Origin of the sequence: Campylobacter sp. JMF_15 NE4 (assembly GCF_027737645.1) — a bacterium.
Classification (GTDB): domain Bacteria; phylum Campylobacterota; class Campylobacteria; order Campylobacterales; family Campylobacteraceae; genus Campylobacter_B.
This window is the reverse complement of record NZ_JAOVTY010000002.1, coordinates 245,193-268,923: the sequence shown is the minus strand read 5'-3', so window position 1 is coordinate 268,923 and position 23,731 is coordinate 245,193. Positions and strand designations below refer to the sequence as shown.

Below are 23,731 nucleotides of genomic sequence, written 5' to 3'. Positions count from 1 at the left end.
TTATTTATAATTTTTTAAAAAAGGATTTAAGATGAGAATTCCAAATGATTTTGAAAAACTAGGAATTAGCGGCGAAAAAGAAATTTTTTATAACCTTAGCTATGATGAGCTTTTCGAGCACGAAAAACGCGCAAACGAGGGCAAGGTAAGCGATAATGGCACCTTTATGGTCGATACTGGCATTTTTACAGGTAGAAGCCCAAAAGACAAGTATTTTGTAAAGCAAGATCCAAGCGCGAAATATATCAGCTGGGGCAAAATCAATCAACCGATTAACAAAGAGCTTTTTGATAAACTTCTAGCAAAGGCCAAAAATCAGCTTTCAAACAAATCAATCTATGTCCAAGACGCGTATTGTGGCGCTAGCCTAAAAAGCCGTAAAAGCGTGCGCTTCGTAACCGAAGTAGCGTGGCAAGCGCATTTTGTAAAAAATATGTTTATCCGCCCAAGCGATGATGAGTTAGCAAATTTTCACCCAGATTTCGTGGTTTATAACGCTTGCAAATGCGTAAATGAGGATTACGCCAAAGACGGGTTAAACTCAGATGTTTTTGTAATCTTTAATGTCGAGGAAAATGTCGCAGTCATCGGTGGCACATGGTATGGTGGCGAGATGAAAAAAGGAATTTTTTCTATGATGAATTACTGGCTACCATTAGAGGGCAAAATGTCAATGCACTGCTCAGCAAATGTCGGAGCTGGCGGCGACACTGCGCTATTTTTCGGACTTTCAGGCACCGGCAAGACTACGCTCTCTACCGATCCAAACCGCGCGCTAATCGGCGATGACGAGCATGGCTGGGACGATGAGGGCGTGTTTAACTTCGAGGGTGGTTGCTACGCAAAATGTATAAATCTCGATCCAAGCTCAGAGCCTGAAATTTATGGTGCGATTAAACGCAACGCGCTTTTAGAAAATGTCGTAGCTGACGCAAACGGCAAGGTCGATTACGCTGATGGTAGCAAGACAGAAAATACCCGTGTAAGCTACCCAATCGAGCATATCGCAAACCACGAACCAAGCCTGAGCGCAGGACACCCAAAAAATATCATTTTCCTAAGCGCTGATGCTTTTGGCGTTTTACCACCTGTTGCGAAGCTTACAAAAGAACAAGCGATGTATTATTTCCTAAGCGGTTACACTGCCAAAGTCGCAGGAACTGAGCGCGGTATTACCGAGCCTGTGGCGACTTTTAGTGCTTGTTTTGGTGAGCCGTTTATGCCACTTCACCCGACAGTTTATGCAAAACTTTTAGGCGAGAAAATCGACAAACACGGCGTAAATGTATATCTGGTAAATACAGGTTGGAGCGGTGGAGCTTATGGCGTTGGCAAACGCATGAGTATAAAAGCAACTCGTGCTTGTATAAATGCAATCCTTGATGGAAGTATCACAAAATGCGAATTTGAAAATTTTGAAAAATTTAATCTAGCCGTTCCAAAAGAGTTAGCTGGTGTTGAGACAAAACTTCTAAATCCGGCCAACACTTGGGAAAATGCTGATGAATACGCAAAAACTCGCGAGAAATTAGCGAAAATGTTTGTAGAAAATTTCAAACGCTACGAAGATGTCAAAGAGGGCGTAGAGTATGCAAAAGCCGGCCCAAAAGCTTAAAATTTGGCTTTTGTTAGGCACTGCGGGCTTGTTTTTGGGTTGCAAAGGCGAGCCTGCGAATTTAAAAGAACCGCTTCCTAGTAAAAGCGGTTTTTCTTTTTATGATACGCCGATAAACTACATAAACTATATCCGCCAAAGCTCGAATTTAAACCCATTTGCGCCAAATTCGCTTTTAGATAAGGCTGCGCTAAATCACGCCAAATATGTCGTTACAAACGATGAAATCACGCACGATGAGAGCGAGGGAAGGGCTGAATTTAGCGGCAAAACCCCAAGCGATCGCGCATTTGCGGTAGGGTTTAACTCTGGGATTGTAGAAAATCTCTCTTACAACGCCCACGATATCAAAGCCTCAATTGATGGGCTATTAAGCGCGATTTATCATCGTTTTGGATTTTTGACATTTGACGCAAATCTTCTTGGCGTGGGATACTACGAGCAGGGCGAAAAATCTGCCTATGTCTATGAAATGGGAAATGAGTATTTAGAGGAAATTTGTGGTGGCGGAAAGAGCCAGAGTGGGGACGGCAAATTTATCATAGGGCTTTGCAAAAACAAAAGCCTTGCCATACGAAACGAAAACTACGAGCGCACCAGATCGCTAAATACTACGCCTTACGCGCATTATCCAAACAAAGAGCCAGCACTTGCCTTTTTTAGCCACGAGCTCCCTGATCCTGTGCCAGAGTGCGCGATTACAGCAAATCCTATTAGCATAGAATTTCACCCCCAAGCCAAATCTGTGGAAATGCTCGAATTTAGGCTATTTGATAGCGAGGGAGCAGAGATTAAAGATACTAAAATTTTGGATAAAAAAAGCGATCCAAATAGGCGTTTTAACGACAAACAATTCGCGCTTTTTAGCAAGGAAGTGTTTAAATTCGACGCTACTTACACGGCGGAATTTAGCTATAAACAGGGCGAAAGGCAAGATAAAATTCGCTGGGATTTTACTACCCAAACCCCAAAATATGACTATTTTATAGTCGGTGGTGGAGAGAATTTAGCCATAAAAAACGGTAAATTTTATGATATATTTTTTGCGCCAAAAGATTGCAACGATGAGGTCAAAAACTACAAAACCAGCTACAATGGCGCAATCGACAAGCCCGAAATCCAAAATATCGCCACAAATATGCTAAGGGTGCGCGTAAATGGCGAACGGGGCGCCAAGCTCGAAATCAGCACGGATAATGGCAGGGTGGTGAGATTGTATCTAACAGACGAGCCAAAAAATTCTAGTTTGAAACGCAAAATTATAAATTTATTCTAAGGATTATTGATGAAAAAAATGTGGGAAGGCAGGTTTAGTGAGGCTAGTAGCGAGCTTTTGGAGAGATTTAACGCTTCGATTATGTTCGATAGGGAGCTTTACGAGGACGATATCGCAGGCTCAATCGCTCATGCGAGCATGCTAGGCGATGCAGGAATCATCACCAAAGACGAAGCTAGCGCGATAAAATCTGGTTTGGAGCAAATTTTAGCCGAGATTAATGAGGGGAGGTTTGAGTGGAAAATCGCCGATGAGGATATCCACATGGCGGTAGAAAAACGCCTAAGCGAAATTGTAGGCAAAGAAATCGGCGGTAAGCTCCATACCGCGCGCTCTCGCAACGATCAAGTAGCCCTTGATTTCAGGCGTTTTGTAATGCGAAAAAACCGCGAAATTTCGGTTCAAATTTTAAATTTAATCAAAACCTTGCTTGAAATTTCAAACTCCCACACAGATGCTTTAATGCCAGGCTACACTCACCTCCAACACGCCCAGCCTGTAAGCCTTGCCTTTCATTTGCTAGCTTATATTTATATGTTTAAGCGAGATTATGAAAGGTTTGTTTCAAGCTTCGAGCGCGGAAATTTCAGCCCACTTGGCTCGGCTGCGCTTGCAGGCACCCCGCACCGCATAAATCGCCACGCTACGGCTAGTGCGCTTGGATTTTATGCCCCTATGGAAAATGCTATGGACGGTGTGAGTGATAGAGATTTCGCCCTTGAAATTTTATTTAACATTAGCCTATTTTTCATGCACGCTTCAAGGCTGTGCGAAGAGCTGATTTTGTGGAGTTCGAGCGAATTTGGCTTCATCACTATAAGCGATGCGTATTCGACTGGAAGCTCGATAATGCCACAAAAGAAAAACCCCGATGTAGCCGAGCTAATCAGGGGCAAAACTGGCAGAGCTTATGGAAATTTAATGGGGCTTTTAACCGTTATGAAGGGTCTTGCACTCGCGTATAATAAAGACATGCAAGAGGATAAAGAGGGCGTGTTTGATAGCGTAAAAGCTATTTTGGAGAGCGTTGCAATCCTAAATGAAATGCTAAAAACAGCCAAATTTAACAAAAAAAATATGCTAAGTGCGACTGAGCGTGGCCATTTAAGCGCGACTGATTTGGCGGATTTTTTGGTGCGAGAAAAGGGCGTGGCATTTCGCGAGGCGCATTTCATCACCGGAAAATGCGTAGCCACAGCAGAAAGAGCGGGCAAGGATCTAAGCCAAATGAGCGCGGAAGAGCTTCGCTTGGTCGATGAGCGAATCACGCCTGATGCGCTTGCATTTTTGGGGTTAAAAGCTTCGATGGACGCTAGGAAATCTTTCGGCGGGGCTAGCAGTTCTAGCGTGCTAGCGCAGATCGCGAGTGTGCAAAAGTGGCTGGGCGAGAAGAGCAGCTCTATTTAGTTTCAAACACTAAATTTGACGATGAGAGGGTGATTTGGCTAAATTTATGCGAGATAAAATTTCATAAATTTAGCATAAATTCCAAATTTGACGCACTTATTTTTACCTCGAAAAACGGGGTAAAAGCGCTTAAATTTAATGGTATCAAATTTAGCGAAGATATCCAAATTTACGCCATTGGCAAGGCGTGCGCTGACGAGATAAGAGCCCAGGGATACAAAAATATTTTCGTAGCGCAAAACTCTCATGGCGACGAGTTTGCGCGCGAGATTGCCGCGCATTTAAAGGGCAAAAGCGCGCTTTATATCAGTGCCAAAGACAGAGTGTCGAATTTGCCCCAAATTTTGCACGAAAATGGCGTAAATTTAACCCATATAATCGGCTATGAAAACACGCCCAAAAAAGCCCAAATTTCGCAAAAACCAGCCACAAATTCCGTGATAATTTTTACTTCGCCACTAAATGCGAAAAGTTTTATCTCAAATTTTGGCTGGGATAGCTCATATCAGGCGATTTGCATAGGAAATAGCACGGCTAAAATTTTATCCAATTTTACTACACCCATAATCAGCGAAAATCAAAGCATAAAAGCGTGTGTGGATTTGGCGTTTGCTTGTATTTTAAGGCAAAAAAACATATAATTTCGCTTGCCTGGGTGATGCGCCAGCGTTATTTATGAGGGTCTAACATATTTTAGTAGGCGACGATGTGATTTGCCGGTGTGACGCGGCTCGGTTTGAGGCTCTGAGCTTACGGGTTGCGACCTAAGGGCTTGTCCTAGTTGCAAGATTGGCTTTGTTTTAGGCCGAATCTTTTTCACGCAACGCTCACTTGGGCTATTTTTACACGGAGTTTTACCTTGAAAATTTTAATCATCGGCAGTGGTGGCAGAGAATACGCTATCGCACTTAGACTAAAAGAGGATAAAAATGTTTCAAATCTATATTTTGCCCCAGGAAATGGCGCGACTAGCGCACTTGGCGAAAATTTGGATTTGAAAACTTTTGAGGAACTTGCAAATTTTGCGAAAGACAACAAGATTGATTTGACGATTGTAGGCCCAGAAGATCCGCTTACAAAGGGCATTGTCGATGTATTCAAATCAAAAGGTCTAGTGATTTTTGGACCGAGTAAAGCGGCAGCTCGTTTAGAGGGCTCAAAAGCCTATATGAAGGAGTTTTTGGCTCGCAATGCTATCCGCACCGCTAGATTTTTAAACAGCGATAATTTCGAGGAAATTTCTAAATTTATCCACACCCTAGATGAAAAAGTCGTTGTCAAAGCCGACGGGCTTTGCGCAGGCAAGGGTGTAATAATCGCTCAAAACCACGATGAGGCCAGAGATGCGGCATGGGAAATGCTAAAAGGCAGTTTCGGAGACGCTGGCAAAACCGTGGTTGTCGAGGAGTATTTAGACGGATTTGAGCTTAGCTTTTTTGCGATTTGCGACGGGGATAATTTCGTCTCTTTGCCAGTAGCCCAAGATCACAAACGATTGCTAAACCGCGATCAGGGTCCAAACACAGGCGGTATGGGCGCATATGCCCCAAGCCCGCTAGCAGATGAGGCGCTGATAAAAAGGGTCGAAAATGAAATCGTAGCTCCGACTCTAAGAGGTATGAAAAAAGACGGCAATCCGTTTTGCGGAGTGCTTTTTGTGGGGCTTATGATTGTAAAAGGAGTGCCGTATGTGCTCGAATACAATGTCAGATTCGGCGACCCTGAGTGCGAGGTTTTGATGCCTTTAATCGACGAAAATTTAAGCCAAATTTTATACGATGCAGCCACTGGCAAGCTAACAGACATCAAACTCCGCGATAAATTCGCCGTTGGTGTCGTAAGTGCTAGCGAAAACTACCCTTACAAATCTACGCCAAAAACAAAGATTAATTTAGGCAAAATTCCAGCTAACACTCACATTTGTTACGCTGGCGTTAGCGAAGAAAACGGCGAAATTTACGCAGACGGCGGAAGAGTTTTGGTAAGTGTGGGTGTAGCTAATAATATCAGAGAAGCGCGAAATTTAGCCTATGAATTAGTTAAAAATATAGAATTCGAAGGCTCTCAACACCGAAGCGATATCGCATATCAGGCACTTAGGGACTAAGTAGGTGTTAGCTAGTCTTCCTAAGAGAATTTTTGCCTTTATTTTAGATGAGGTGATTATGGGCGTGCTTTTTACCTTTATGCTCATTAGCGTGGCTTCCGAGCCAATGCTAGCGGCCTTGCAGATGAGCGGAAGCGACCCAATGGCGCTAAATAACGCAATTGCGCCGTATTTGCCCTATCTAGTAATGGTGAAATTTTTATATCACGCGATTTTTGTATATTTTTATGGCGCGACTTTGGGAAAATTAGCCCTAAAAATAAAAGTCATCAGCGCTAGGGACGAAAACGAGAGGCTTAGCTTTGGCGTTTGCGCGTTTAGATCGGGCGTTAGGCTTGTTAGTGAAACAGCATTTTATATCGGATTTTTGTTTGCATTTTGGACGAAATTTCGTCAGAGTTTGCAGGATTTGGCAGCAAAAACCTTGGTGGTAGAAATTGAAAAAAAGTAAAATTTTAATATTAACATTTGGTGCGTTAGTGGCAAATTTGCTTAACGCAAAGGTGCAAAATGTCGAGTTAATCGCCGATAATGTCGAGCGAAACGGCTTTTTAACCATAGCCAGAGGCAATGTAACCGTGTATTCACAGGACTATTTTCTCACAGCCGATCGCGCCACTTATGATGAAAAAAACGAAATAATCGAGCTTTTTGGCAATGTAAATGCTATGCGTGGGGATAACGAAACCACCAGAGCCGAATACATTAAAATTGATTTGAAAAACAATACCCAAGAGGGCAAAGCGACCTTTATGATGGATAAAGACGCTGAGCTTTGGATGCAAAATGATGAGAGTTGCAGCGATAGCGAGTATTACCGTGTCAAGGGCTCTGTGGTATCTAGCTGTAATGTCAATGATCCAGACTGGAAAATCAAATTTAGCAGTGGCAAGCTAAATAAAGAGAGCAAATTTTTACACCTTTTCAATCCTAGATTTTATATCGGCGATGTGCCTGTGTTTTATCTGCCGTATTTTGGCGTGCCTACTGATACTACCCGCAGAACCGGTCTCTTGCCACCAGAGGGCGGATATATCGGCGATGAGGGCGTGTATTACAAACAGCCGATTTATTTCGCGCCGTATGATAGCTGGGATTTGCAGTTAGACCCGCAGGTTCGTTCGCGCCGTGGTTTTGGTGTGTATGGGACATTTAGGTTTGCGGATTCGCCGTATTCAAGGGGCGAAATTCGTGGCGGTGTGTTTGATAATTTCACCCACGCCCAAGAACGCTTAGAGTATAAAAACGAAAAACACCATGGATACGAGATTGAATACGATAGAAGCAAACTTGTAGGATATCTAATCGACGGAAATTTCAAAGAAAATTTATGGATTGATTTTACGAAATTAAACGACCTTGAATACTATGATTTAAAGAGCAAAGGCGGTGTCGATGAGGACGATAACGCGCTAGTAACCTCTAAGCTAAATTATTATTTGACGACAGATGACCATTATTTCGGGCTTTATGGCAGGTATTATATCGACACTAGCAAGCTCAACCAAGATAGCGTCTTCCAAAACCGCGATACGGTTCAAGAGCTACCGACTGCGCAATATCATAAATTTATCGATGATATCTTTGTGTCAAATTTGCTCTACTCTGTGGATTTAAAGGCGCGAAATTTCACCCGCCAAGAAGGCGTAACCGCACGCCAATACGAGCTTGATATTCCGCTTAGTTATAGCGATAAATTTTTGGGCGATTATTTGGGGTTTAGCGTGAGCGAGCGTGTGTATATGACGCATATAGATTGGAGCGATAAATACTACTACGCAAACGGCGAGCTAGAAGCTGATAAAAGCACATTTTATGCCAATCAATATACCGAATTTTCAGCATTTACGGATTTGGCCAAGGCGTATGAGAGCTTTTATCATACTATGAATTGGAGGGCTGATTTAAGGATTCCTGGCTGGCAAAAGGGCGAGATTGATAAGAGAATTTTGAAATCTCACCAATACGAATACGATGAAAAAAATGGAAATTTACGCAAATCTCGCTTGGCAAGGTTACAAGATTCGCTGTATTGGGAGGATAATTTCCTTGGTGAGCTTGGCGAAGAATACACGCACGAAAATATCGCCCTTGGTATGACGCAGTATTTTTACGATGAAAATGGGCGCAAATTTATCCGCCACTCGGCTAAACAAAGCTATGATTTTGACGATGAAGAGCTGGGAAATTTCGACCATAGATTTGATATTTATTTCGCAAATGGGCTAAATTTAGGCAATCGTTTCAGATACTCGCACAAATACGATAGTTTTAGCAAGGTTCAGACCTACGCAAACTACTCGAATTCTGATTTTAGCGCGAGCATAAGTCATGCTTATACCTACGATCAATTCGGCGACGAAAACGAAAAACGCTACAAAAAAGATAACTACACAATCGCAAATTTAAGTGCGAATTTGCCGGGAAATAACAAAATTTTCGGGCGCTGGGAGTATGATTTGGCTAGGTCGTATTCAAAAATGTGGAGGCTAGGTATCACGCATACGAGAAAGTGCTGGAACTACTCTTTCGTCTATCAAGAAGACATCGAGCCAAAAAACACGAGCAATGCTGATTACACCAGGGCTAAAAAAGAGCATGGATTTTACTTTTTCGTAAATTTCTACCCATTTGGCGGGGTTGGATATGATTTTTCGGTTGATACCGAGTATGGTGAAGCGCAATGATACCAAGAGCGGAATTGATGTTTGAAAACGAAGTAGAAGCAGCCGAAAAGCTAGCTGAAATTCTGCCCTCAAATGCGGTAAAAAACGAAAATTTCCTAATCATAGCCCAGTCGTTATCATCGATTTATTTGGTAAAAAGACTATCTGAAAAGCTAAATTTAAGCTATGAATTTTTATTTAGCGAGATGATTTATGCGCCAAATAATCCAGAGTGCGTGATAGCCTGTGTGAGCGAAACGCAAGAGATAGTTTTTATAGATGAACTTGTCAAAAGCTTTGGGATAAGTTTGGATTATATTTATGGGCAGGCTAACCGCAAATATGAGGAAAAAATTTTAAAAAATGTCTATAAATTTCGCAAGGGCGCGCTTTTGCCTGATTTAGCTAGAAAAAATGTAATCTTAGTCGATGAGGGTTGCGAGAGTGGGCTTACGACGATGACATGTATAAAAACCCTAATCAAACTAAATGCAAAGACGATTTTTTATGCTACGCCGGTTATTAGCACTGATAATGCCGAAGAGATAGAAGCCGCGGTAGATGGGCTATACGCCGTGCATAAAATAAAAGATTTTGTAAATGTGGATTTTTATTACAAAGAGAAAAAAGAGGAAAAAGCCGAGGATATTATGCAAATTTTAAATAATTGCGAATTTTACCTACCATTTCACAAAGAAAAAAACATTGATAAAAACGAAAACAAGGAGAGTAACAATGCAGTGCAAGATTGATGTAAATAATCAATTAGAAATTTTTGACATAGACAAGGTCGCAAAACAAGCAGCGGGTGCTGCGCTTATGCGTGTGGGTGATACCGTGGTGCTAGCTACGGTCGCTAGGGAAGATAGACAGGTAGAGGAAGATTTCTTGCCATTAACCGTGCAATATATCGAAAAAATGTATGCCGTGGGAAAAATCCCTGGCGGATATATCAAAAGAGAGACCAAGCCGGGCGATTTTGAGACGCTAACTAGCCGTATTATAGATCGCTCACTTCGCCCCCTTTTTCCAAAAGGATATGCCTATCCTACCCAAATCGTAGTTTATGTCCTTTCAGCAGATCCTGAGGTGGATTTACAGGTCGTGAGCCTAAATGCGGCAAGTGTGGCGCTATATCTAAGCGATATTCCTATGAAAGCCCCTGTTTGCGGTGTCAGAGTAGGCCAAATAGACGGAGAGTTTGTGCTAAATCCGTCAAATTCAGCCCTTAAAAAATCAGCCCTTGATCTGTATGTAGCTGGCGTGGGCGATGAGCTTTTGATGATTGAGATGCGCTCGCTCCCTCAAATCGTAGATGGCGTCCAAAGCATGAACGAACTACCAGAGGATTTGACAGCCCAGGCGATAAATTTCGCTGCTAAGGCTATCGAAGAGGGCTCACGCAAATACGAGGAAGCGTTTTTAGCGCTTAAAAAACCAGATGCAAATTTAGAGTATAAACCAGAAATCGAAGATGAAAATATCGCCAAATATATCGACGAAAACTACAAAGACGCCGTAAAAGAGGCGATCAATCAAATGGCAAAAAGCGAGCGCGCAACCGAGCTAAATAAAATCGTAGATAAAATTTTAACTGATGAAATCGCGGTGCAAAACGAGTGGCAAAAAGATGTCATCACAAATGTCATTGGCAAATACAAACGCCAAATCATACGCACTCAAATCATCGAAGAGCGTCGTAGAGCCGACGGACGCGCGCTAAATGAGGTGCGCCCAATTTCAATCGAAACAAACATTTTGCCGCGCGCACACGGCTCATGCCTCTTTACCCGTGGTCAAACACAGGCTTTGGTGGTGGCAACTCTGGGTGGGGATAGCGACGCTCAGCTTAGCGATAGCCTAACTAGCCCAGAGCCGATAGCTGAGAAATTTATGTTTAATTACAACTTCCCTGGATTTTGCGTAGGCGAAGCAAGCCCGCTAAAAAGCCCAGGTCGCAGGGAGCTAGGGCACGGAAATTTAGCCAAAAGAGCGATTTTCCCAAGCATTGATATAAATTCGCCTCAATCAATGCGCGTAGTAAGCGAAATTTTAGAGAGTAACGGATCTAGCTCAATGGCCTCAGTGTGCGGTGGCGCACTATCGCTTCGCGCAGCTGGTGTAAAAACCATAAAACTAGTCGCAGGTGTCGCAATGGGGCTAATCTTTGAGGGCGAAAAACACGCGATTTTGACTGATATTATGGGCTTAGAAGATCACGACGGGGATATGGATTTCAAAGTCGCTGGTAGCAACGACGGAATCACCGCGCTTCAAATGGATATCAAGCTTGGCGGAATTAGCCTAGAAGTGCTAAAAGAGGCGCTAGCGCAGGCCAAAGAGGGCAGGGCGCATATATTAAATTTAATGGAGGAAGCAAACGCAAATATCGTAATCAACGAAGCCGTGCTTCCAAAACTCGAAATTTTCAGCGTCGATCCTAGCAAAATCGTCGATATCATCGGTCAAGGCGGAAAAACGATTAAGGAAATCACCGAAAAATTCGGCGTTAGCATTGATTTGGATCGCGAAAAAGGCGAGGTTAAGATCCAAGGCGCGAACAAAGACGGCGTCGATGGCGCAAAAGAGAGAATTCTCTCTATCGTTTCAAATTCGAAAGATTTCCGCAAACCGCGCGCTGATAGAGGCGATAGGCACGAGCGCAAAGAGGTAAAATTTGAAATCGGCGAGGAATTTGACGGCGTAGTGCAAAGCTCGCTAGATTTTGGCACATTTATTTCACTTCGTGACGGCGTAGATGGGCTTTTAAGAGCGAAATTTATCACAACTCCATTTAAACCGGGCGATGTGGTTAGAGTGCGCGTAACAGAGCAAAAAGGTAGTAAAATTTCACTAGAATTAGTGTAAAAAGGAGGCAAAATGGAGCTTAAAAAACTTTTTTTCCCAATCGGTGGCGGCGAAGAGTTAGAGGGCAGAATTCGTGGTGCGTTGCTTGTGAATAAATTTTTTGGCACACACATGAATATCATGGCATGCCAGCTAGATCCTAAGATGATTTATAATGTCCGCATGACGCTAAAAGGCGGGGTTTTAATGGACGAGTTTTTGGAGTCGGCAAACGAGGAGATGAAGGCTGAGCGCGATGAAATCGGCGCAGTTTTCGAGGCAGAGTGCAAAAAAATCGGCCTTGATATGCACGAAGATGAGAGAGTGGGAAAAAGTGCTTGCTTGCGCCATTTGGTAGGAATTCGCTCTGAGCTAGTTGAAAAGCACTCTAAATACTGCGATCTTGTCGTGGTCTCAGTGCCACCAACTGGCACGATTACGGGCACTTTCGAGGCAGCTGTTTCAAAAAGTGGCAAGCCTTGTATCGTAATCCCAAGAGAGCTAAAAAGTTTTAAGGCTGATAAAATTTTGGTCTCTCTCACTGGCACGGCTGCAAGTGCCAGAGCGCTCGATCACTCGCTAGATTTGCTCAAAAAAGCGCAAAATGTCACAATCATCACAGCCAATCACTATCTCCAAGATAGCGCAGAAGAGACTAAGCGCAGAATCACTGAGTATCTAGCACTGCACGATGTGAAAGTCGATAAATTCGAGCTTTTAAACATTGATGGCAAAATTCCAGGGCAGGTTTTGATAGACTATGCAAACAACGGCGGATACGATTTAATCGTCGCTGGACTTCACTCAAACACTGGAATTAAGGAAATTCTGCTTTCAGGAACGAGCAAATTTTTCTTGCAAAATACGCAAATTCCTGTTTTAATGTAAATTTTATATGGGATTTTCCCATATAAAATCCTAAATTTAAAATGAAAAACAAATTTGTCTATATTTTGGCATTTTCGCATTTGTGCTGCGATATAAATCAAGGCGCACTCGTGGCGATTTTGCCGTTTTTAATCGCCAGCTATCACTACGATTACGCAACTGCTGCAAGCCTAGTCATGGTCTCAAATATCGTGGGCTCGCTAATCCAGCCTATTTTTGGCTCACTCGCTGATAAGAAAAACACACCTTACATTATCCCGCTAGGTCTTATTTTAGCAGGTGGCGGTATCGCGCTAAGTGGCGTTGCGCTCTCGTTTGCCGTGCTTTGCGCGGTCGTGATGATTACAGGAATTGGCGTGGCGATGTTTCACCCACAAGCCGCCAGAGCCATAAACAAATGCTCTAATCCGCACAACAAAGCCCAAAATATCGGCATTTTCTCATTTGGCGGGATTTTGGGATTTTCTTTGGGGCCGCTTTTTATGACAGCGATTATTAACGCGTTTGGGCTAAAAGGGACACTAATTTTCATAATTCCGCAAATTTGCGTTAGTACCCTGTATAAATTTTTTTACGCCGAATTTAAAAAACTTGGCGAAATTACCCCCAAAACAGCCACAAACACCCAAACTAACGGCGTCGATGACCGGGGCGGATTTTATAAACTCATGGCGTTAATCTGTGGGCGTTCTATCATTTTTCACGGATTTAATACATTTTTGGCACTTTATTTTATCTACGAATTTGACCAAAGCAAAGTTTACGCAAATACGGTTTTGAGTGCGTATATCGGCGTGAGCGCGATTTTTACGCTTCTTGGCGGCAGGTTTGCCGATAAATTTGGCTTTACAAAGATGATAAAAATCTCATTTCTCTGCCTTTTGCCGATTATGATAATGCTGGCAACTACGCAAAATTTGGGCTTTGCTGTGGTTTTATTAGCACCACTTGGCATTTTTCTAGCTCTTTCTTATAGCCCGATTATCGCGCTTGGGCAGGGCTATTTGCCTAACCGCGTTGGGCTTGCTTCTGGCGTTACATTTGGGCTGACTGTTAGTATCGGCGGTATTTTTGCGCCGATTTTGGGGCTGATTGCTGATAAATTTGGGCTAGGATATGTTTTATACACGCTTTGCGTGGTTTGCGTTTTGCCACTAATCATGGCGTTTTTCTTGCCAAATTTAGAAAAAAAGCAAAGCTTATGAAATATTTTTGGCGTTATAACTCCCCGCTTGGCGAAATTTTTATGCAAAGCGACGGAGCAAATTTAACAGCGCTTAAATTTGGCAAATTTAGCGATTTTGGCGCAGAATTTAGGGAGCAAAATTTGCAAATTTTTGGGGATACCTGCGCGTGGTTGGACATTTATTTTAGCGGAAATTTACCAAATTTCACACCTAAAATTTCACTAATTGGCAGCGATTTTCAGCTTGAAATTTGGCAAATTTTAATGCAAATTCCTTACGGAACTACCACGACTTACGGCGAAATTGCGCATAAAATCGCACTAAAAAGACAAATTCCAAAAATGTCCGCCAGAGCCGTAGGCAGGGCGCTGGGAGCAAATCCTATCGCGATAATTATCCCATGCCACCGAGTTATCGGCAGTGGCGACAAACTCACAGGCTACGCATACGGAGTGGATAAAAAAGAGTTTTTGCTAAATTTAGAAAATGCGAAATTTAGGGCTTAATTTAATCTGCTTTTTGGATTAAAACTCTCTCGCATTTTATGATTTCATCAAATCCGCTTTCGAATTTACCGAGATTTATGACGCCTTCGTAGTATGGCTGAGGTTTGTAGTAAAGCACCAAATTTCCCCACGGCGAGAAATAACCTAAATCTCCAACTTTGCCGTCCGAACTAGGATCGCCGGCAAAATTTAGTCGCACAGGCAAATCCGCGATTTTTTCTCGCCCTGCGTAATCTTTCAAATTTAACTCTAATGGCAAATTTTCATAAAAACTCTTTGCCGCGCCAGTATCGCCCAAAACAGCCACCGCACGGACATTTTCACAACTAAATTCTACTCTCATCTCGCCTCCAAATGCAAAAATTATACTCAAACACAAAAAAAGTAGTTTTTTCATATTTCTCCTTAAATTTATTGCCTAATCCTGCAAATTTTATTTTACCAAAATTCCATTAACATTTAGCCATGCTCTTATATCATCGCCGAGAGTCGCACCACCTGAATAATGCACCGATAACGCATTGCCGATAGGCGAATTTGGCGCAAGCTTGGCGATCGCCGTGACACTAGCCCCCATTCTGCCCCCACCATGCGAAGCAAACGGAATTATCATTTTGCCGTCAAAATCATAACTTTGTAGTAGCGTTGCAATGGGCATTGGGATACTCGCCCACCAATTTGGATAGCCTAGTAGTATTGTATCATACTGCTCGAAATTTTTGATTTGGGAGTCTATTTTTGGGCGTTTTTGCTTGTGCTGATCGTCTTGGGCCTGCATTAAACAAGTATTGTAATCATCAGAATACGGCGTTTCTAGGCGAATTTCAAAAATATCTGCGCCCGTGATTTTGCGAATTTCTCTGGCTATGCCACGCGTATTTCCGCCCCACGAATAAAACACAATTAGGATTTTTTCGTGTTTGCTTGGGGTAAATTTTTCGTTTTTAGCTTCGATTTTGCCAGAAATGGCTGAATTTTCGGCATTTCTTGCAAGGCGAATTCCAAGATTGTGATTTTTATAATTTGATTGAGCCGCCGCTCTGTAAGCACTGCGTAAATTTTTGCCAAAGTCGTTCCAGCCGCCACCCCTATAAACATGCCTTGTGCCACTTTTTACGCCTGTTGGATTTAGTGAATTTTGCGTATCATACGAGCCGTAAAAATCCCAGCACCACTCATTTACATTTCCGTGTATGTCAAAAAGACCAAAGCCATTTGGCGCGAAGCTACCTACTTCTATCGTGCGATAGCGTGGGCTTGTGGGTTTTGCTTTTAGTTTGCTGTTGTCAAAATAATTTTCTTCGATTTCATAAGGGTAGTTTGAGTAAAAATTCGCCTCATTTCCGCTTGGCGGGATCTCTGAGCTAAATGGCGTCGAAGTCCCCGCACGCGCGGCAAATTCCCACTCGGCTTCGCTTGGTAATCTGTATCCGTTCGCGCCCCTATCCCAAATGACCGAATCTGGCGTGATTTCATAGGCTGGGTTTAGCCCTTCGCTAAGGCTTTTAAGATTGGCAAATATTAGCGCATCTAGCCACGAAACATTTTCCACAGGCAAATTAACACCTTTGTTTTCGCTTGGATTAACGCCTGTGATGCGCTCGTATTCGCCCTGCGTGATTTCGTGAATGCCGATATAAAAATCACTCACGCCCACTTCATGCGCCATCTCGTCATCGCTTCGCCAGTTTTCGCTTTTCTCGCTTCCCATGATGAAATTTCCGCCTTTAATCAAAACGAAATTTTTATCTAAATTTGTGGAATTTTTCTGCGTATCGCTTAAAATTTGCTTTGATTTTTCATCTAAGGCTTTTAGTTTTTCTAAATTTTCATTTTCGTTTGAAACACTCGCTGTGGCGGTGTTTTCGATGATATTGCCCTTTTTTGAGCCAGTAATATTATAAATCACCCCGCCAAAAATAAAAATCGCCAAAAGCGCGAAAATAGGCATAAATTTTTTCATTTTGCTTCCTTTAAATTTTTGATAAATTTTGCTAGTAAAAATCCGATAAACGCCCACGAAAAGAGCATTGTAGCGCCATTTAGCATACTTTGGTAAAGCGGAATTTTAAAATCCAAAAACGCAAATTGCACTTTGGCTAGCATGTAATCAATCATGCCTGTATCCAAAAACAGCCAAAATCCATAAAGCGAAATTAGCCACGAGCCGATGATTAGGGCATTTGCGAAAGTGCTTGGTTTTAGTTTTTTGGCTAAATTTAGCGCGTGAAAACCGATATGAAGTCCTGCAAATACAAAAAACCAGTGCGTAGCGCATAGATGAAGCACTCTGGCAAATGAAATTTTCATAAATCCGCTAAAAATAGCCGCGGCGTATTTACTCATCGCCAAACCCGATATTATGGAGATTACAAAAGAAATTATAAGGGCTAAATTTATGAAATTTTGAGCCAAATTTGATGAATTTTTTAAAATTTTGAGCCTATACCATCACGAGTTTAAAATTTGATGAACCAAAACCACAAAAAGAGCAAAAACGCCGATATATTCGTGCGCTCTTTGCTCTGTGGATTGCGAACTCATAAGTAAAATCAGTAAAAGCAACAAAAAAATATCAACTAACTGCCTTTTACTTTTTTTATTCATTTTTTGCCTTTTAATAAACTATAAATTTATTGAATTTATGGCAAATTTTATCAAACTAGCTTAAATTTACCTAGAACAATTCTCCAAATTCCTTGCCTAATCCTACAAATTTTCTTTTAGTGACAAATAAATTTTTTCCATTTCGGCGGTGTCTATCAGCGAGTGTTCTAAGTTTTGCGAAATCAACGATAAATTTTTTGTCTTTAAATTTGGCTCATCTTTTTCGCAAATAGTTTTTTGCGAAAAAATATCTTTTAAAAGTGCGTTTTTGGCTAGTTTTGCGATTTTTTTAGGTGAGTTACCTATGCCATAACCGCAATGCGTAAGGAAAGCAAATAGTGTTTTGCCTTTAAAATCGCTATTTGCAAGAAATGTCGCCATAGGTGGAGTAAGCGTCATATTCCAAATCGGACTTGCTATAAAAATCGTGTCGTAAGGCTCTAAATTTGGCATTTCTTTTAAGGGCGGAAATTTATCTTCGTTTGTTTCTTTCACGGCGATTTCTACCATTTTAGCTAAATCGCTTGGATAACTTTGCAAAGTTTGCAGGGCAAATAAATCACCGCCAAATAGCCAAGCAAGGTATTCGGCGATGATTTTTGTATTTAATGTGCGAGTATAATAAACAATCAAAATTTTATGATTTTTAGCAAATTTGCTTAAATTTTCTTTTAAATTTGGCTTAAATTTGCCACGCCAAATACCGTCATAGTGCCAAAAATAGCGGAATTTTTAATAAATTCTCGTCTTTTCATCAAAATTATTTTTTACCCCAGTCTTTCATACCGCCACCTTGAAACTCTTCTATTCCCCTGTGTCCGTGGATTTCGATTTTATCAAGTGTGCTTTGAAGTTCGCTAAATTCGCTCTCGCTTAATTCCACGCTCCAAGCACCTAAATTTTCTAAAATTCTCTCTTTGTTTTTTGAGCCTGGAATTGGCACGACATTTGGATATTTGTGCAACATCCACGCTAAGGCGATTTGTGCAGAGGTTGCGTTTTTTCGTTTGGCAAATTCACTCACAAGCTCCACTAACGGAGCGTTTTTTTGCATATTTTCCTTTGACAACTGCGGGATAAATTTCCTAACATCATCGCTATGCGAAAAATCGCTTTTAGCGTTTAATTTGCCCGAAAGCAGACCGCTAGCTGTTGGCGAAAACGGCACCAAGCCGATATTGTTAGCTAAGCAGTATGGCAAAACTTCGCTTTCGCAATCTCGCTCGACCATGTTATAAAGATTTTGCACGGCTGAAACAGGCGTGATTTCGTGTGCTTTTTGGATAGTGTTTTTAGCAACTTGTGAAAGTCCCCAGCCACGAATTAATTTCTCATCGATCAATTTTCCCATAGCCTCAGCTACGATTTCTACGGGGATTTCAGGATTTATGCGGTGTAAATAATACAAATCAACATAATCAGTTTGCAGATTTTCAAGCGATTTTTCTAAATGCTTTTTGATAACCGCATACGCCGAGCCTTCGGCTGAAATTTCAGATTTCTCAAACATTAGTTTTGTAGCCAAAACCACGCTATTTCTAAATTCTTTTACGGCTTTTCCTAAAATTTGCTCGTTGTGTCCGTAGTGGTAGAGTTGTGCACCATAAACTTCGGAAGTATCGAAAAACGAACAACCAAATTCAAAAGCGGTTCTAATGGCTTCTATACTATAATCAATGCTAGGAATTTGTCCGTATCCGTGCGAAAAGCCCATGCAACCAATGCCGATTGGCGAAACTTCTATGTTGCCTAATTTTCTTGTTTTCATCATTTTGCCTTTTTTTGATTTCATCTGCGTTTAGTAAATTTAAGCCAAATTTGCAACTACGCCTAAAATCAGCGAATTTTTCAAAAAATTTCTTCGTTGCATAAAAACCCCTTAATCAGGTAGTTTCCAGCCGTTTAGCATTTCTACTGTTTTTGGGTCTAAGTGGTTGAAATCATTAAATAGCGATGTTTGCTCGTCCATTGCAGCGATTGTTTGCATATCGTTTGTGCTAAGCTCGAAGTCAAAAACGCTGAAATTCTCTATCATACGCTCTTTGTGAGTGGTTTTTGGTATGACGATAACATCAAGCTGGATAAGATAGCGCAAAATCGTTTGCGCCACGCTCTTGCCGTATTTTTCGCCGATTTTTTTGAGAATTGGGTTGTTAAACATATCGTTTCTACCCTCGCCAAAACTAGCCCAGCTTTGCACCGCAACGCCATACTTTTTGGCGATTTCGCGGTCAAATTTACGCTGATGAAATGGATTTAGCTCGATTTGATTAAGAGCCGGTTTGATTTCGTTATTTAGAGCAAAATCCACTAAGCGATCAGGATAAAAATTGCTAACGCCGATTGATTTTATGCGTCCTTCGTTTTTTAGCCTACTCATCGCGCGCCACGCTCCGTAAATGTCGTTATATGGCTGGTGGAGCAAAAGCAAATCAAGATAATCTAAGCCCAGCTTTTTCATACTAGCTTCAAAACTGCGTAAAACGCCACTTTCTGTCGCGTTGCTAACCCAAATTTTGGTTGTGATAAAAAACTCTTCTCGCTTAATTCCGCCCTTTATCGCCGAATTTACCGCCGCACCCACGCCAAGCTCATTTTGATATGCCTGAGCCGTGTCGATAGAGCGGTATCCCACGCTAATGGCGTCTTCAACGCACCTTTGGGTGTCGTTTTGTGGGATTTGATACACGCCGTATCCTAAAATAGGCATTTTGTTGCCATCATTTAAAGTGATAAATTTCATAGCTTCTCCTTTTAAATTTTGCGAATTCGCGTTTAAATTTAGCGCACCGCCAAGCAGTGCCACGCTGCCTAAGATTGCAGAATTTTTTAAAAATTCTCGCCTTTGCATGAAAATCCTTTCGGCAAATTTGATGAAATTTTAGCAAATTTGAGAGCAAAATTCATAGAACAATTCTCCAAATTCCTTGCCTAATCCTGCAAATTTTAATTGTTTTAAAAATTTATCTTAAATTTTATATAATTTTGAAATTAAATTCATAAAAATGGATATAAAAAAGGTTTATAATGTGGTTAAATTTGCGTAAATTTTTTGGATTTTTGGCGCTTTTGCTATGTTTGATATCATTTTTTTATGCCGTTTTTATGCAACTGAGTGGTAATTTTTTTGCAATCTTATACTATCCCATAAGTGCTATTTTTTTTCTCTTTTCTTTGTATTTTTATTTCAAACAAGATAAAAAAACCAAAAGGCAAATGGTTGGTTTTGCTTTGATTTTTGTTTTCATTGTGTTACCTTTTGCTGGTGTGAAATTTTATAATTATGCTTTTAAAGAGCCAAGCTATTTGGTGGGTGAAATAATTTTGGCTAAAAAAATCTCGAATTCAGACGGAAATATCACAAAATATCTAAAACCACAAGTTATACAAACCATAAAATCACAAAATTTAGATTATCTAAAATCACAAGGTTTTAGCGTAAATTCGCAAAGCGAACGCACAAGTGCATTTTTTAAAGGCGTCGTTAAAAAGCAAAATTTCGCAATATCAATAATAATCGAAAATGATAAAATGGAAGTCTTGGCGTTTAGCGGATACAATGCGTTATGAATTTGCTTAGGCAAAATCGCCCAAACAAATTCCTTGCCTAATCCTGCAAATTTTATTTTCGCTCGATTCTCTCTGGGCCGCCTTTGTTGATAGCGCCTACCACTTTGTGCGGGACATACAGCTCTTCAAGGTATTTGATCTCGCTCTCATCAAGGCTGATTTCAAGGGCTTTTACCCAGTCGTCTAAATGCTCAGGCTTAATTGCGCCAAGAACTGGGCTATCCACGCCCTTAGCAAAGTGCCAAGCTAATGCGATTTGCGCCATACTCACACCACGATTTTTCGCTACTTCATCAATCCTAGCGATGATTTTAAGGTCGCTTTCTTTAAATTCATCGTATTTTACGCGTAAGACTTTATCTTCATTTACTCGTTTTGAATACCCGTCCCACGAAGTGTGAGCCAGGTGTCCCCCAGCTAGCGGGCTATACGGCGCGATACTTGTGCCAAACTGCCTACACACGGGGATCAAATCCCGCTCATCTTCCCTATAAATCAGGCTATAATGGTTTTGCATAACGCTAAATTTGGTTAAATTTTCACGCTCGGCGCATAGTTGCATGTTAAAAAACTGATAGCCATACATCGCACTAGCCCCTAGCGCACGGACTTTTCCGGCTTTTACTAACTCATGCAAAGCGCTCATAGTCTCAAAAATTTCGTGGTCGTAGTCGAAGCGATGTATCATATACACATCGACATAGTCCGTGTTTAGGCGTTTTAGTGAGCCTTCGATTTCACGCATAATGGCGTTTTTGCTTAGTTTGCCTTCGTTGAAAAATACCTTAGTTTCGATGATGACATCTTCTCTTTTGACGCCTAAATTTCGAAGCGCCTTACCTAGATAAATCTCAGAATCGCCGTTGGTATAGACATTTGCAGTATCAAAATAATTTATACCAAGCTCCAATGCCCTTGCGATGACCTTTTCGCAGGTTCTCTCATCTGCCTCAGTCCAAGTAAGAAAGTTTGGATTTGGTCTGCCAAAACCCATACAACCAAGGCAAATTTGCGAAATTTTAATATCAGTTTGCCCTAAATTTGTGTATTTCATAATTTCTCCTTTTATTGCCTAATTCTGCAAATTTTATTTTAATTTCTCATATTTTTTACTTAAATTTAGACCCAAAATTCCCCATACAAATGAAATTATTGCGCCTAAAATCAAAACTCCACTCACGCCAAATTTAGCTAGTGCTACGCCCTCTACTTGCGATGAGAGCGCGTCTCCACCGCGATAAACGACCGTGTCAAGGAAGTTTTTGACCTTGTATTTGCTTTCGCTATCAAGCGGGACAAAAAGCATTTCGCGAGCCGGTTTCACAAGGGCGTATTCGCCGACCCTACGCAGGCTCATCACAAGCGCGATACCCCAGAATGCCGGGTGCGCGAAGCTTAGCATAATAAATCCGAGCGCAATCACAAATCCAAGCAGAGCCAAAAGCCACTTTATGCCAAAAAATTTAGCGATTTTTGCCGTTAGGAAAATTTGTATAAAAAAACTAGCGCTTTGCACGATGAGATCGATATTTGCAAAAGCTGCGGCTCTGGCTTCGCGTGTCTCAAAGACGGCTCGGACGATTCTAGCTTGTTCCATGTATAAAAATGTGCTAACACTTGTAAGCAACAAGACAAAGCCTACAAAAGATAGCAAATAGGGCGATTTAGCGATGATTTTAAAGCCATCAAGCGGGTTTTTGCTAGGTAGAGGCAAGGCGAATTTTTGTGTGAAATTTGCCTTTTCATCAGCATTAGGGAGTAAATTTAGACTCTCTTTTATGATTAAATTTTTCAAAATCAAGGCAAAAAATAGCAAAAACGCCGATAAAAATATGAAATTTTGCGTGGCAACTCCACGCAAAAAGCTAACCAAACCTGCGCCTGCAATCCCCCCTAAACTAGCTCCCGCGCTGATTATGCCAAACATTGATTTGCTAGTTTCTTTGCTAAAAACATCTGCTAGGACGCTCCAAGCCGAGCTTATGACAAAGAGATTAAAAACGCTAACCCAAATGTAAAAAACCCTGCAAAGTGTGGCAAATGTGGGGCTTTGGGCGTCAATAAATCTCATAGCCACGAAAAATCCTAGCAAATTTAGAGCAAAAAATATAAAAATAGCGTCGGTGTAGAGTTTGCGCCTAATAGCCCCGCTTAGCCACATAGCCACAAACGAACAAACAAGCGTAGCGACAAAAGTGCCTAAAAATAGCCATTTTAGTTCGTCGCTTCCACCATGAATCCCAAGCGCATCGCGAATCGGGCGCAAAAGCGCATACGAGCAAAAAAGCGAAAAAATAAAAAACGCACTATAAAGTAAAAGTTTGAATTCTTCGTGCTTTATCTCAAAAATTGAGTGAATTTTATCTGTAAATTTCGCCTTATTCATTTTAAAATTTGCCTACGATAAATTTTTGCGCATTTACCTAATGAAATTTGTCAAAATTTGCTCTTCATATTCCGGCATAGCAACAGCATTTTTGGCAAATTCTTTGTTTTTGACAAACCAAGCGATATTTTTGGCTAGTGTTCGCATGGTCTGCAAGCCCTCTTCGTCCTTTGGAAGGTCATCGGGCGTCATGGCGTGGGCTTCGTTCCAATACTGCGAACCAGCCAAAAACATATTTGCAATCGTAAAAAATTTATTTAGCCTATCAAAACTCGCACTAGCCCCGCCACGCCTAGCTATAAGGACGCTTGCGCCGATTTTACCGCTAAATTTATTTCCGCCTACGAAAAACAGCCTTGTCAAAAACGCTTGAATTCTAGCTGTGGGTCCGGCATAATACACAGGGCTTCCAGCTACAATGCCGTCAAATTCATCAAGCCTTTGGATTATGTCATTTACTGGATCGTCTTTTATGGCGCAATGCCCAGTTTTAGCGCAAGAAAAACAGGCAATGCAATCATTTATCGCTTTTTTGCCAAGATATAAAATTTCGCTTTGAACGCCGTTATTTTCGAGCTCTTTTGCGATTTCGCTAAGAGCTAAATTTGTACTTCCGTTTTTGTTCGGACTGCCGTTTATGAGTAGGATTTTTGACATATTTGCTCCTTA

At 41.4% G+C, this 23,731-nt stretch carries 23 protein-coding genes; 13 read left to right on the top strand and 10 right to left on the bottom strand.

What is annotated here, in order from left to right:
- Positions 1–31: 31 nt before the first annotated feature.
- From pckA to OFN98_RS05625, 12 genes are all read left to right on the top strand, one after another.
- Entirely contained in the window at positions 32–1,615 is a 1,584-nt protein-coding gene (gene pckA, locus OFN98_RS05680; protein ID WP_270865768.1) for a phosphoenolpyruvate carboxykinase (ATP), read from the top strand.
- Positions 1,590–2,891, top strand: coding sequence for a CAP domain-containing protein (locus OFN98_RS05675; RefSeq protein ID WP_270874352.1), 1,302 nt, complete (start codon positions 1,590–1,592; stop codon positions 2,889–2,891). Before pckA ends, OFN98_RS05675 begins: the two co-directional genes overlap by 26 nt.
- A gap of 9 nt (positions 2,892–2,900) precedes the next feature.
- Positions 2,901–4,298 carry an argininosuccinate lyase gene (argH, locus tag OFN98_RS05670; RefSeq protein ID WP_270874351.1) on the top strand — a complete coding sequence of 466 codons (1,398 nt, stop codon included), beginning with the start codon at positions 2,901–2,903 and terminating at the stop codon, positions 4,296–4,298.
- Complete coding sequence (locus tag OFN98_RS05665; protein ID WP_270874350.1) at positions 4,268–4,939, top strand: uroporphyrinogen-III synthase; 672 nt, start codon at positions 4,268–4,270, stop codon at positions 4,937–4,939. Before argH ends, OFN98_RS05665 begins: the two co-directional genes overlap by 31 nt.
- Before the next feature lie 218 nt (positions 4,940–5,157).
- Complete coding sequence (purD, locus tag OFN98_RS05660) at positions 5,158–6,405, top strand: phosphoribosylamine--glycine ligase (protein ID WP_270874349.1); 1,248 nt, start codon at positions 5,158–5,160, stop codon at positions 6,403–6,405.
- 4 nt (positions 6,406–6,409) lie between these two features.
- The gene (locus OFN98_RS05655) at positions 6,410–6,856 is read left to right on the top strand and encodes an RDD family protein (RefSeq protein WP_270873347.1); all 447 of its coding nucleotides are present in this window, start codon (positions 6,410–6,412) and stop codon (positions 6,854–6,856) included.
- Between the two features lie 28 nt (positions 6,857–6,884).
- Positions 6,885–9,092, top strand: a complete 2,208-nt coding sequence (locus tag OFN98_RS05650; RefSeq protein ID WP_270874348.1) for an LPS-assembly protein LptD — start codon at positions 6,885–6,887, stop codon at positions 9,090–9,092.
- A complete protein-coding gene (locus tag OFN98_RS05645) occupies positions 9,089–9,823 on the top strand; it encodes a phosphoribosyltransferase family protein (protein WP_270858543.1) in 735 nt (244 codons plus the stop codon). Before OFN98_RS05650 ends, OFN98_RS05645 begins: the two co-directional genes overlap by 4 nt.
- The gene (locus tag OFN98_RS05640) at positions 9,807–11,939 is read left to right on the top strand and encodes a polyribonucleotide nucleotidyltransferase (RefSeq protein WP_270876635.1); all 2,133 of its coding nucleotides are present in this window, start codon (positions 9,807–9,809) and stop codon (positions 11,937–11,939) included. The genes OFN98_RS05645 and OFN98_RS05640 overlap by 17 nt, the downstream gene beginning before the upstream one ends.
- A 12-nt stretch (positions 11,940–11,951) precedes the next feature.
- The gene (locus tag OFN98_RS05635) at positions 11,952–12,806 is read left to right on the top strand and encodes a universal stress protein (protein WP_270864717.1); all 855 of its coding nucleotides are present in this window, start codon (positions 11,952–11,954) and stop codon (positions 12,804–12,806) included.
- A gap of 41 nt (positions 12,807–12,847) precedes the next feature.
- On the top strand, positions 12,848–14,011 hold the full coding sequence (locus OFN98_RS05630; protein ID WP_270876634.1) for an MFS transporter: 1,164 nt from the start codon (positions 12,848–12,850) through the stop codon (positions 14,009–14,011).
- The gene (locus OFN98_RS05625) at positions 14,008–14,499 is read left to right on the top strand and encodes a methylated-DNA--[protein]-cysteine S-methyltransferase (RefSeq protein WP_270874345.1); all 492 of its coding nucleotides are present in this window, start codon (positions 14,008–14,010) and stop codon (positions 14,497–14,499) included. The genes OFN98_RS05630 and OFN98_RS05625 overlap by 4 nt, the downstream gene beginning before the upstream one ends.
- Before the next feature lies 1 nt (position 14,500).
- Here OFN98_RS05625 and OFN98_RS05620 read toward each other — a convergent pair whose 3' ends face one another.
- The 7 genes from OFN98_RS05620 to OFN98_RS05590 all read right to left on the bottom strand — a co-directional run bounded on the left by OFN98_RS05620 (position 14,501) and on the right by OFN98_RS05590 (position 19,957).
- Positions 14,501–14,896 carry a cyclophilin-like fold protein gene (locus OFN98_RS05620; protein WP_270874344.1) on the bottom strand — a complete coding sequence of 132 codons (396 nt, stop codon included), beginning with the start codon at positions 14,894–14,896 and terminating at the stop codon, positions 14,501–14,503.
- Positions 14,897–14,932: 36 nt separating this feature from the next.
- On the bottom strand, positions 14,933–16,462 hold the full coding sequence (locus OFN98_RS05615; RefSeq protein WP_270874343.1) for a flavodoxin: 1,530 nt from the start codon (positions 16,460–16,462) through the stop codon (positions 14,933–14,935).
- Positions 16,459–16,914: a DUF4405 domain-containing protein gene (locus OFN98_RS05610; RefSeq protein WP_270874342.1), complete on the bottom strand. Its 456-nt coding sequence runs from the start codon at positions 16,912–16,914 to the stop codon at positions 16,459–16,461. Before OFN98_RS05610 ends, OFN98_RS05615 begins: the two co-directional genes overlap by 4 nt.
- 36 nt (positions 16,915–16,950) lie before the next feature.
- The gene (locus tag OFN98_RS05605) at positions 16,951–17,106 is read right to left on the bottom strand and encodes a hypothetical protein (RefSeq protein WP_270874341.1); all 156 of its coding nucleotides are present in this window, start codon (positions 17,104–17,106) and stop codon (positions 16,951–16,953) included.
- A gap of 102 nt (positions 17,107–17,208) precedes the next feature.
- Entirely contained in the window at positions 17,209–17,739 is a 531-nt protein-coding gene (locus OFN98_RS05600) for a flavodoxin (protein WP_270874340.1), read from the bottom strand.
- A 127-nt stretch (positions 17,740–17,866) separates the two neighbouring features.
- A complete protein-coding gene (locus OFN98_RS05595; RefSeq protein WP_270874339.1) occupies positions 17,867–18,874 on the bottom strand; it encodes an aldo/keto reductase in 1,008 nt (335 codons plus the stop codon).
- A 111-nt stretch (positions 18,875–18,985) separates the two neighbouring features.
- Entirely contained in the window at positions 18,986–19,957 is a 972-nt protein-coding gene (locus tag OFN98_RS05590) for an aldo/keto reductase (RefSeq protein ID WP_333720404.1), read from the bottom strand.
- 365 nt (positions 19,958–20,322) lie between these two features.
- Here OFN98_RS05590 and OFN98_RS05585 point away from each other — a divergent pair, with 365 nt between their 5' ends.
- Positions 20,323–20,676, top strand: coding sequence for a hypothetical protein (locus OFN98_RS05585; protein WP_270874338.1), 354 nt, complete (start codon positions 20,323–20,325; stop codon positions 20,674–20,676).
- Between the two features lie 52 nt (positions 20,677–20,728).
- Here OFN98_RS05585 and OFN98_RS05580 read toward each other — a convergent pair whose 3' ends face one another.
- The 3 genes from OFN98_RS05580 to OFN98_RS05570 are packed head-to-tail and all read right to left on the bottom strand — an operon-like array spanning position 20,729 to position 23,719.
- Positions 20,729–21,730: an aldo/keto reductase gene (locus tag OFN98_RS05580; RefSeq protein ID WP_270874337.1), complete on the bottom strand. Its 1,002-nt coding sequence runs from the start codon at positions 21,728–21,730 to the stop codon at positions 20,729–20,731.
- Positions 21,731–21,763: 33 nt separating this feature from the next.
- Positions 21,764–23,062: an NTP/NDP exchange transporter gene (locus tag OFN98_RS05575; RefSeq protein WP_270874336.1), complete on the bottom strand. Its 1,299-nt coding sequence runs from the start codon at positions 23,060–23,062 to the stop codon at positions 21,764–21,766.
- Between the two features lie 33 nt (positions 23,063–23,095).
- A complete protein-coding gene (locus tag OFN98_RS05570) occupies positions 23,096–23,719 on the bottom strand; it encodes a flavodoxin family protein (RefSeq protein ID WP_270874335.1) in 624 nt (207 codons plus the stop codon).
- Positions 23,720–23,731: the final 12 nt, after the last annotated feature.

Coding starts and splice junctions, on each gene's coding strand:
- pckA (WP_270865768.1), top strand. CDS start 32: ATGAGAATTCCAAATGATTTTGAAAAACTAGGAATTAGCGGCGAAAAA.
- OFN98_RS05675 (WP_270874352.1), top strand. CDS start 1,590: ATGCAAAAGCCGGCCCAAAAGCTTAAAATTTGGCTTTTGTTAGGCACT.
- argH (WP_270874351.1), top strand. CDS start 2,901: ATGAAAAAAATGTGGGAAGGCAGGTTTAGTGAGGCTAGTAGCGAGCTT.
- OFN98_RS05645 (WP_270858543.1), top strand. CDS start 9,089: ATGATACCAAGAGCGGAATTGATGTTTGAAAACGAAGTAGAAGCAGCC.
- OFN98_RS05640 (WP_270876635.1), top strand. CDS start 9,807: ATGCAGTGCAAGATTGATGTAAATAATCAATTAGAAATTTTTGACATA.
- OFN98_RS05635 (WP_270864717.1), top strand. CDS start 11,952: ATGGAGCTTAAAAAACTTTTTTTCCCAATCGGTGGCGGCGAAGAGTTA.
- OFN98_RS05630 (WP_270876634.1), top strand. CDS start 12,848: ATGAAAAACAAATTTGTCTATATTTTGGCATTTTCGCATTTGTGCTGC.
- OFN98_RS05625 (WP_270874345.1), top strand. CDS start 14,008: ATGAAATATTTTTGGCGTTATAACTCCCCGCTTGGCGAAATTTTTATG.
- OFN98_RS05620 (WP_270874344.1), bottom strand. CDS start 14,896: ATGAAAAAACTACTTTTTTTGTGTTTGAGTATAATTTTTGCATTTGGA.
- OFN98_RS05615 (WP_270874343.1), bottom strand. CDS start 16,462: ATGAAAAAATTTATGCCTATTTTCGCGCTTTTGGCGATTTTTATTTTT.
- OFN98_RS05605 (WP_270874341.1), bottom strand. CDS start 17,106: ATGAATAAAAAAAGTAAAAGGCAGTTAGTTGATATTTTTTTGTTGCTT.
- OFN98_RS05595 (WP_270874339.1), bottom strand. CDS start 18,874: ATGAAAACAAGAAAATTAGGCAACATAGAAGTTTCGCCAATCGGCATT.
- OFN98_RS05590 (WP_333720404.1), bottom strand. CDS start 19,957: ATGCAAAGGCGAGAATTTTTAAAAAATTCTGCAATCTTAGGCAGCGTG.
- OFN98_RS05585 (WP_270874338.1), top strand. CDS start 20,323: ATGGTTGGTTTTGCTTTGATTTTTGTTTTCATTGTGTTACCTTTTGCT.
- OFN98_RS05580 (WP_270874337.1), bottom strand. CDS start 21,730: ATGAAATACACAAATTTAGGGCAAACTGATATTAAAATTTCGCAAATT.
- OFN98_RS05575 (WP_270874336.1), bottom strand. CDS start 23,062: ATGAATAAGGCGAAATTTACAGATAAAATTCACTCAATTTTTGAGATA.
- OFN98_RS05570 (WP_270874335.1), bottom strand. CDS start 23,719: ATGTCAAAAATCCTACTCATAAACGGCAGTCCGAACAAAAACGGAAGT.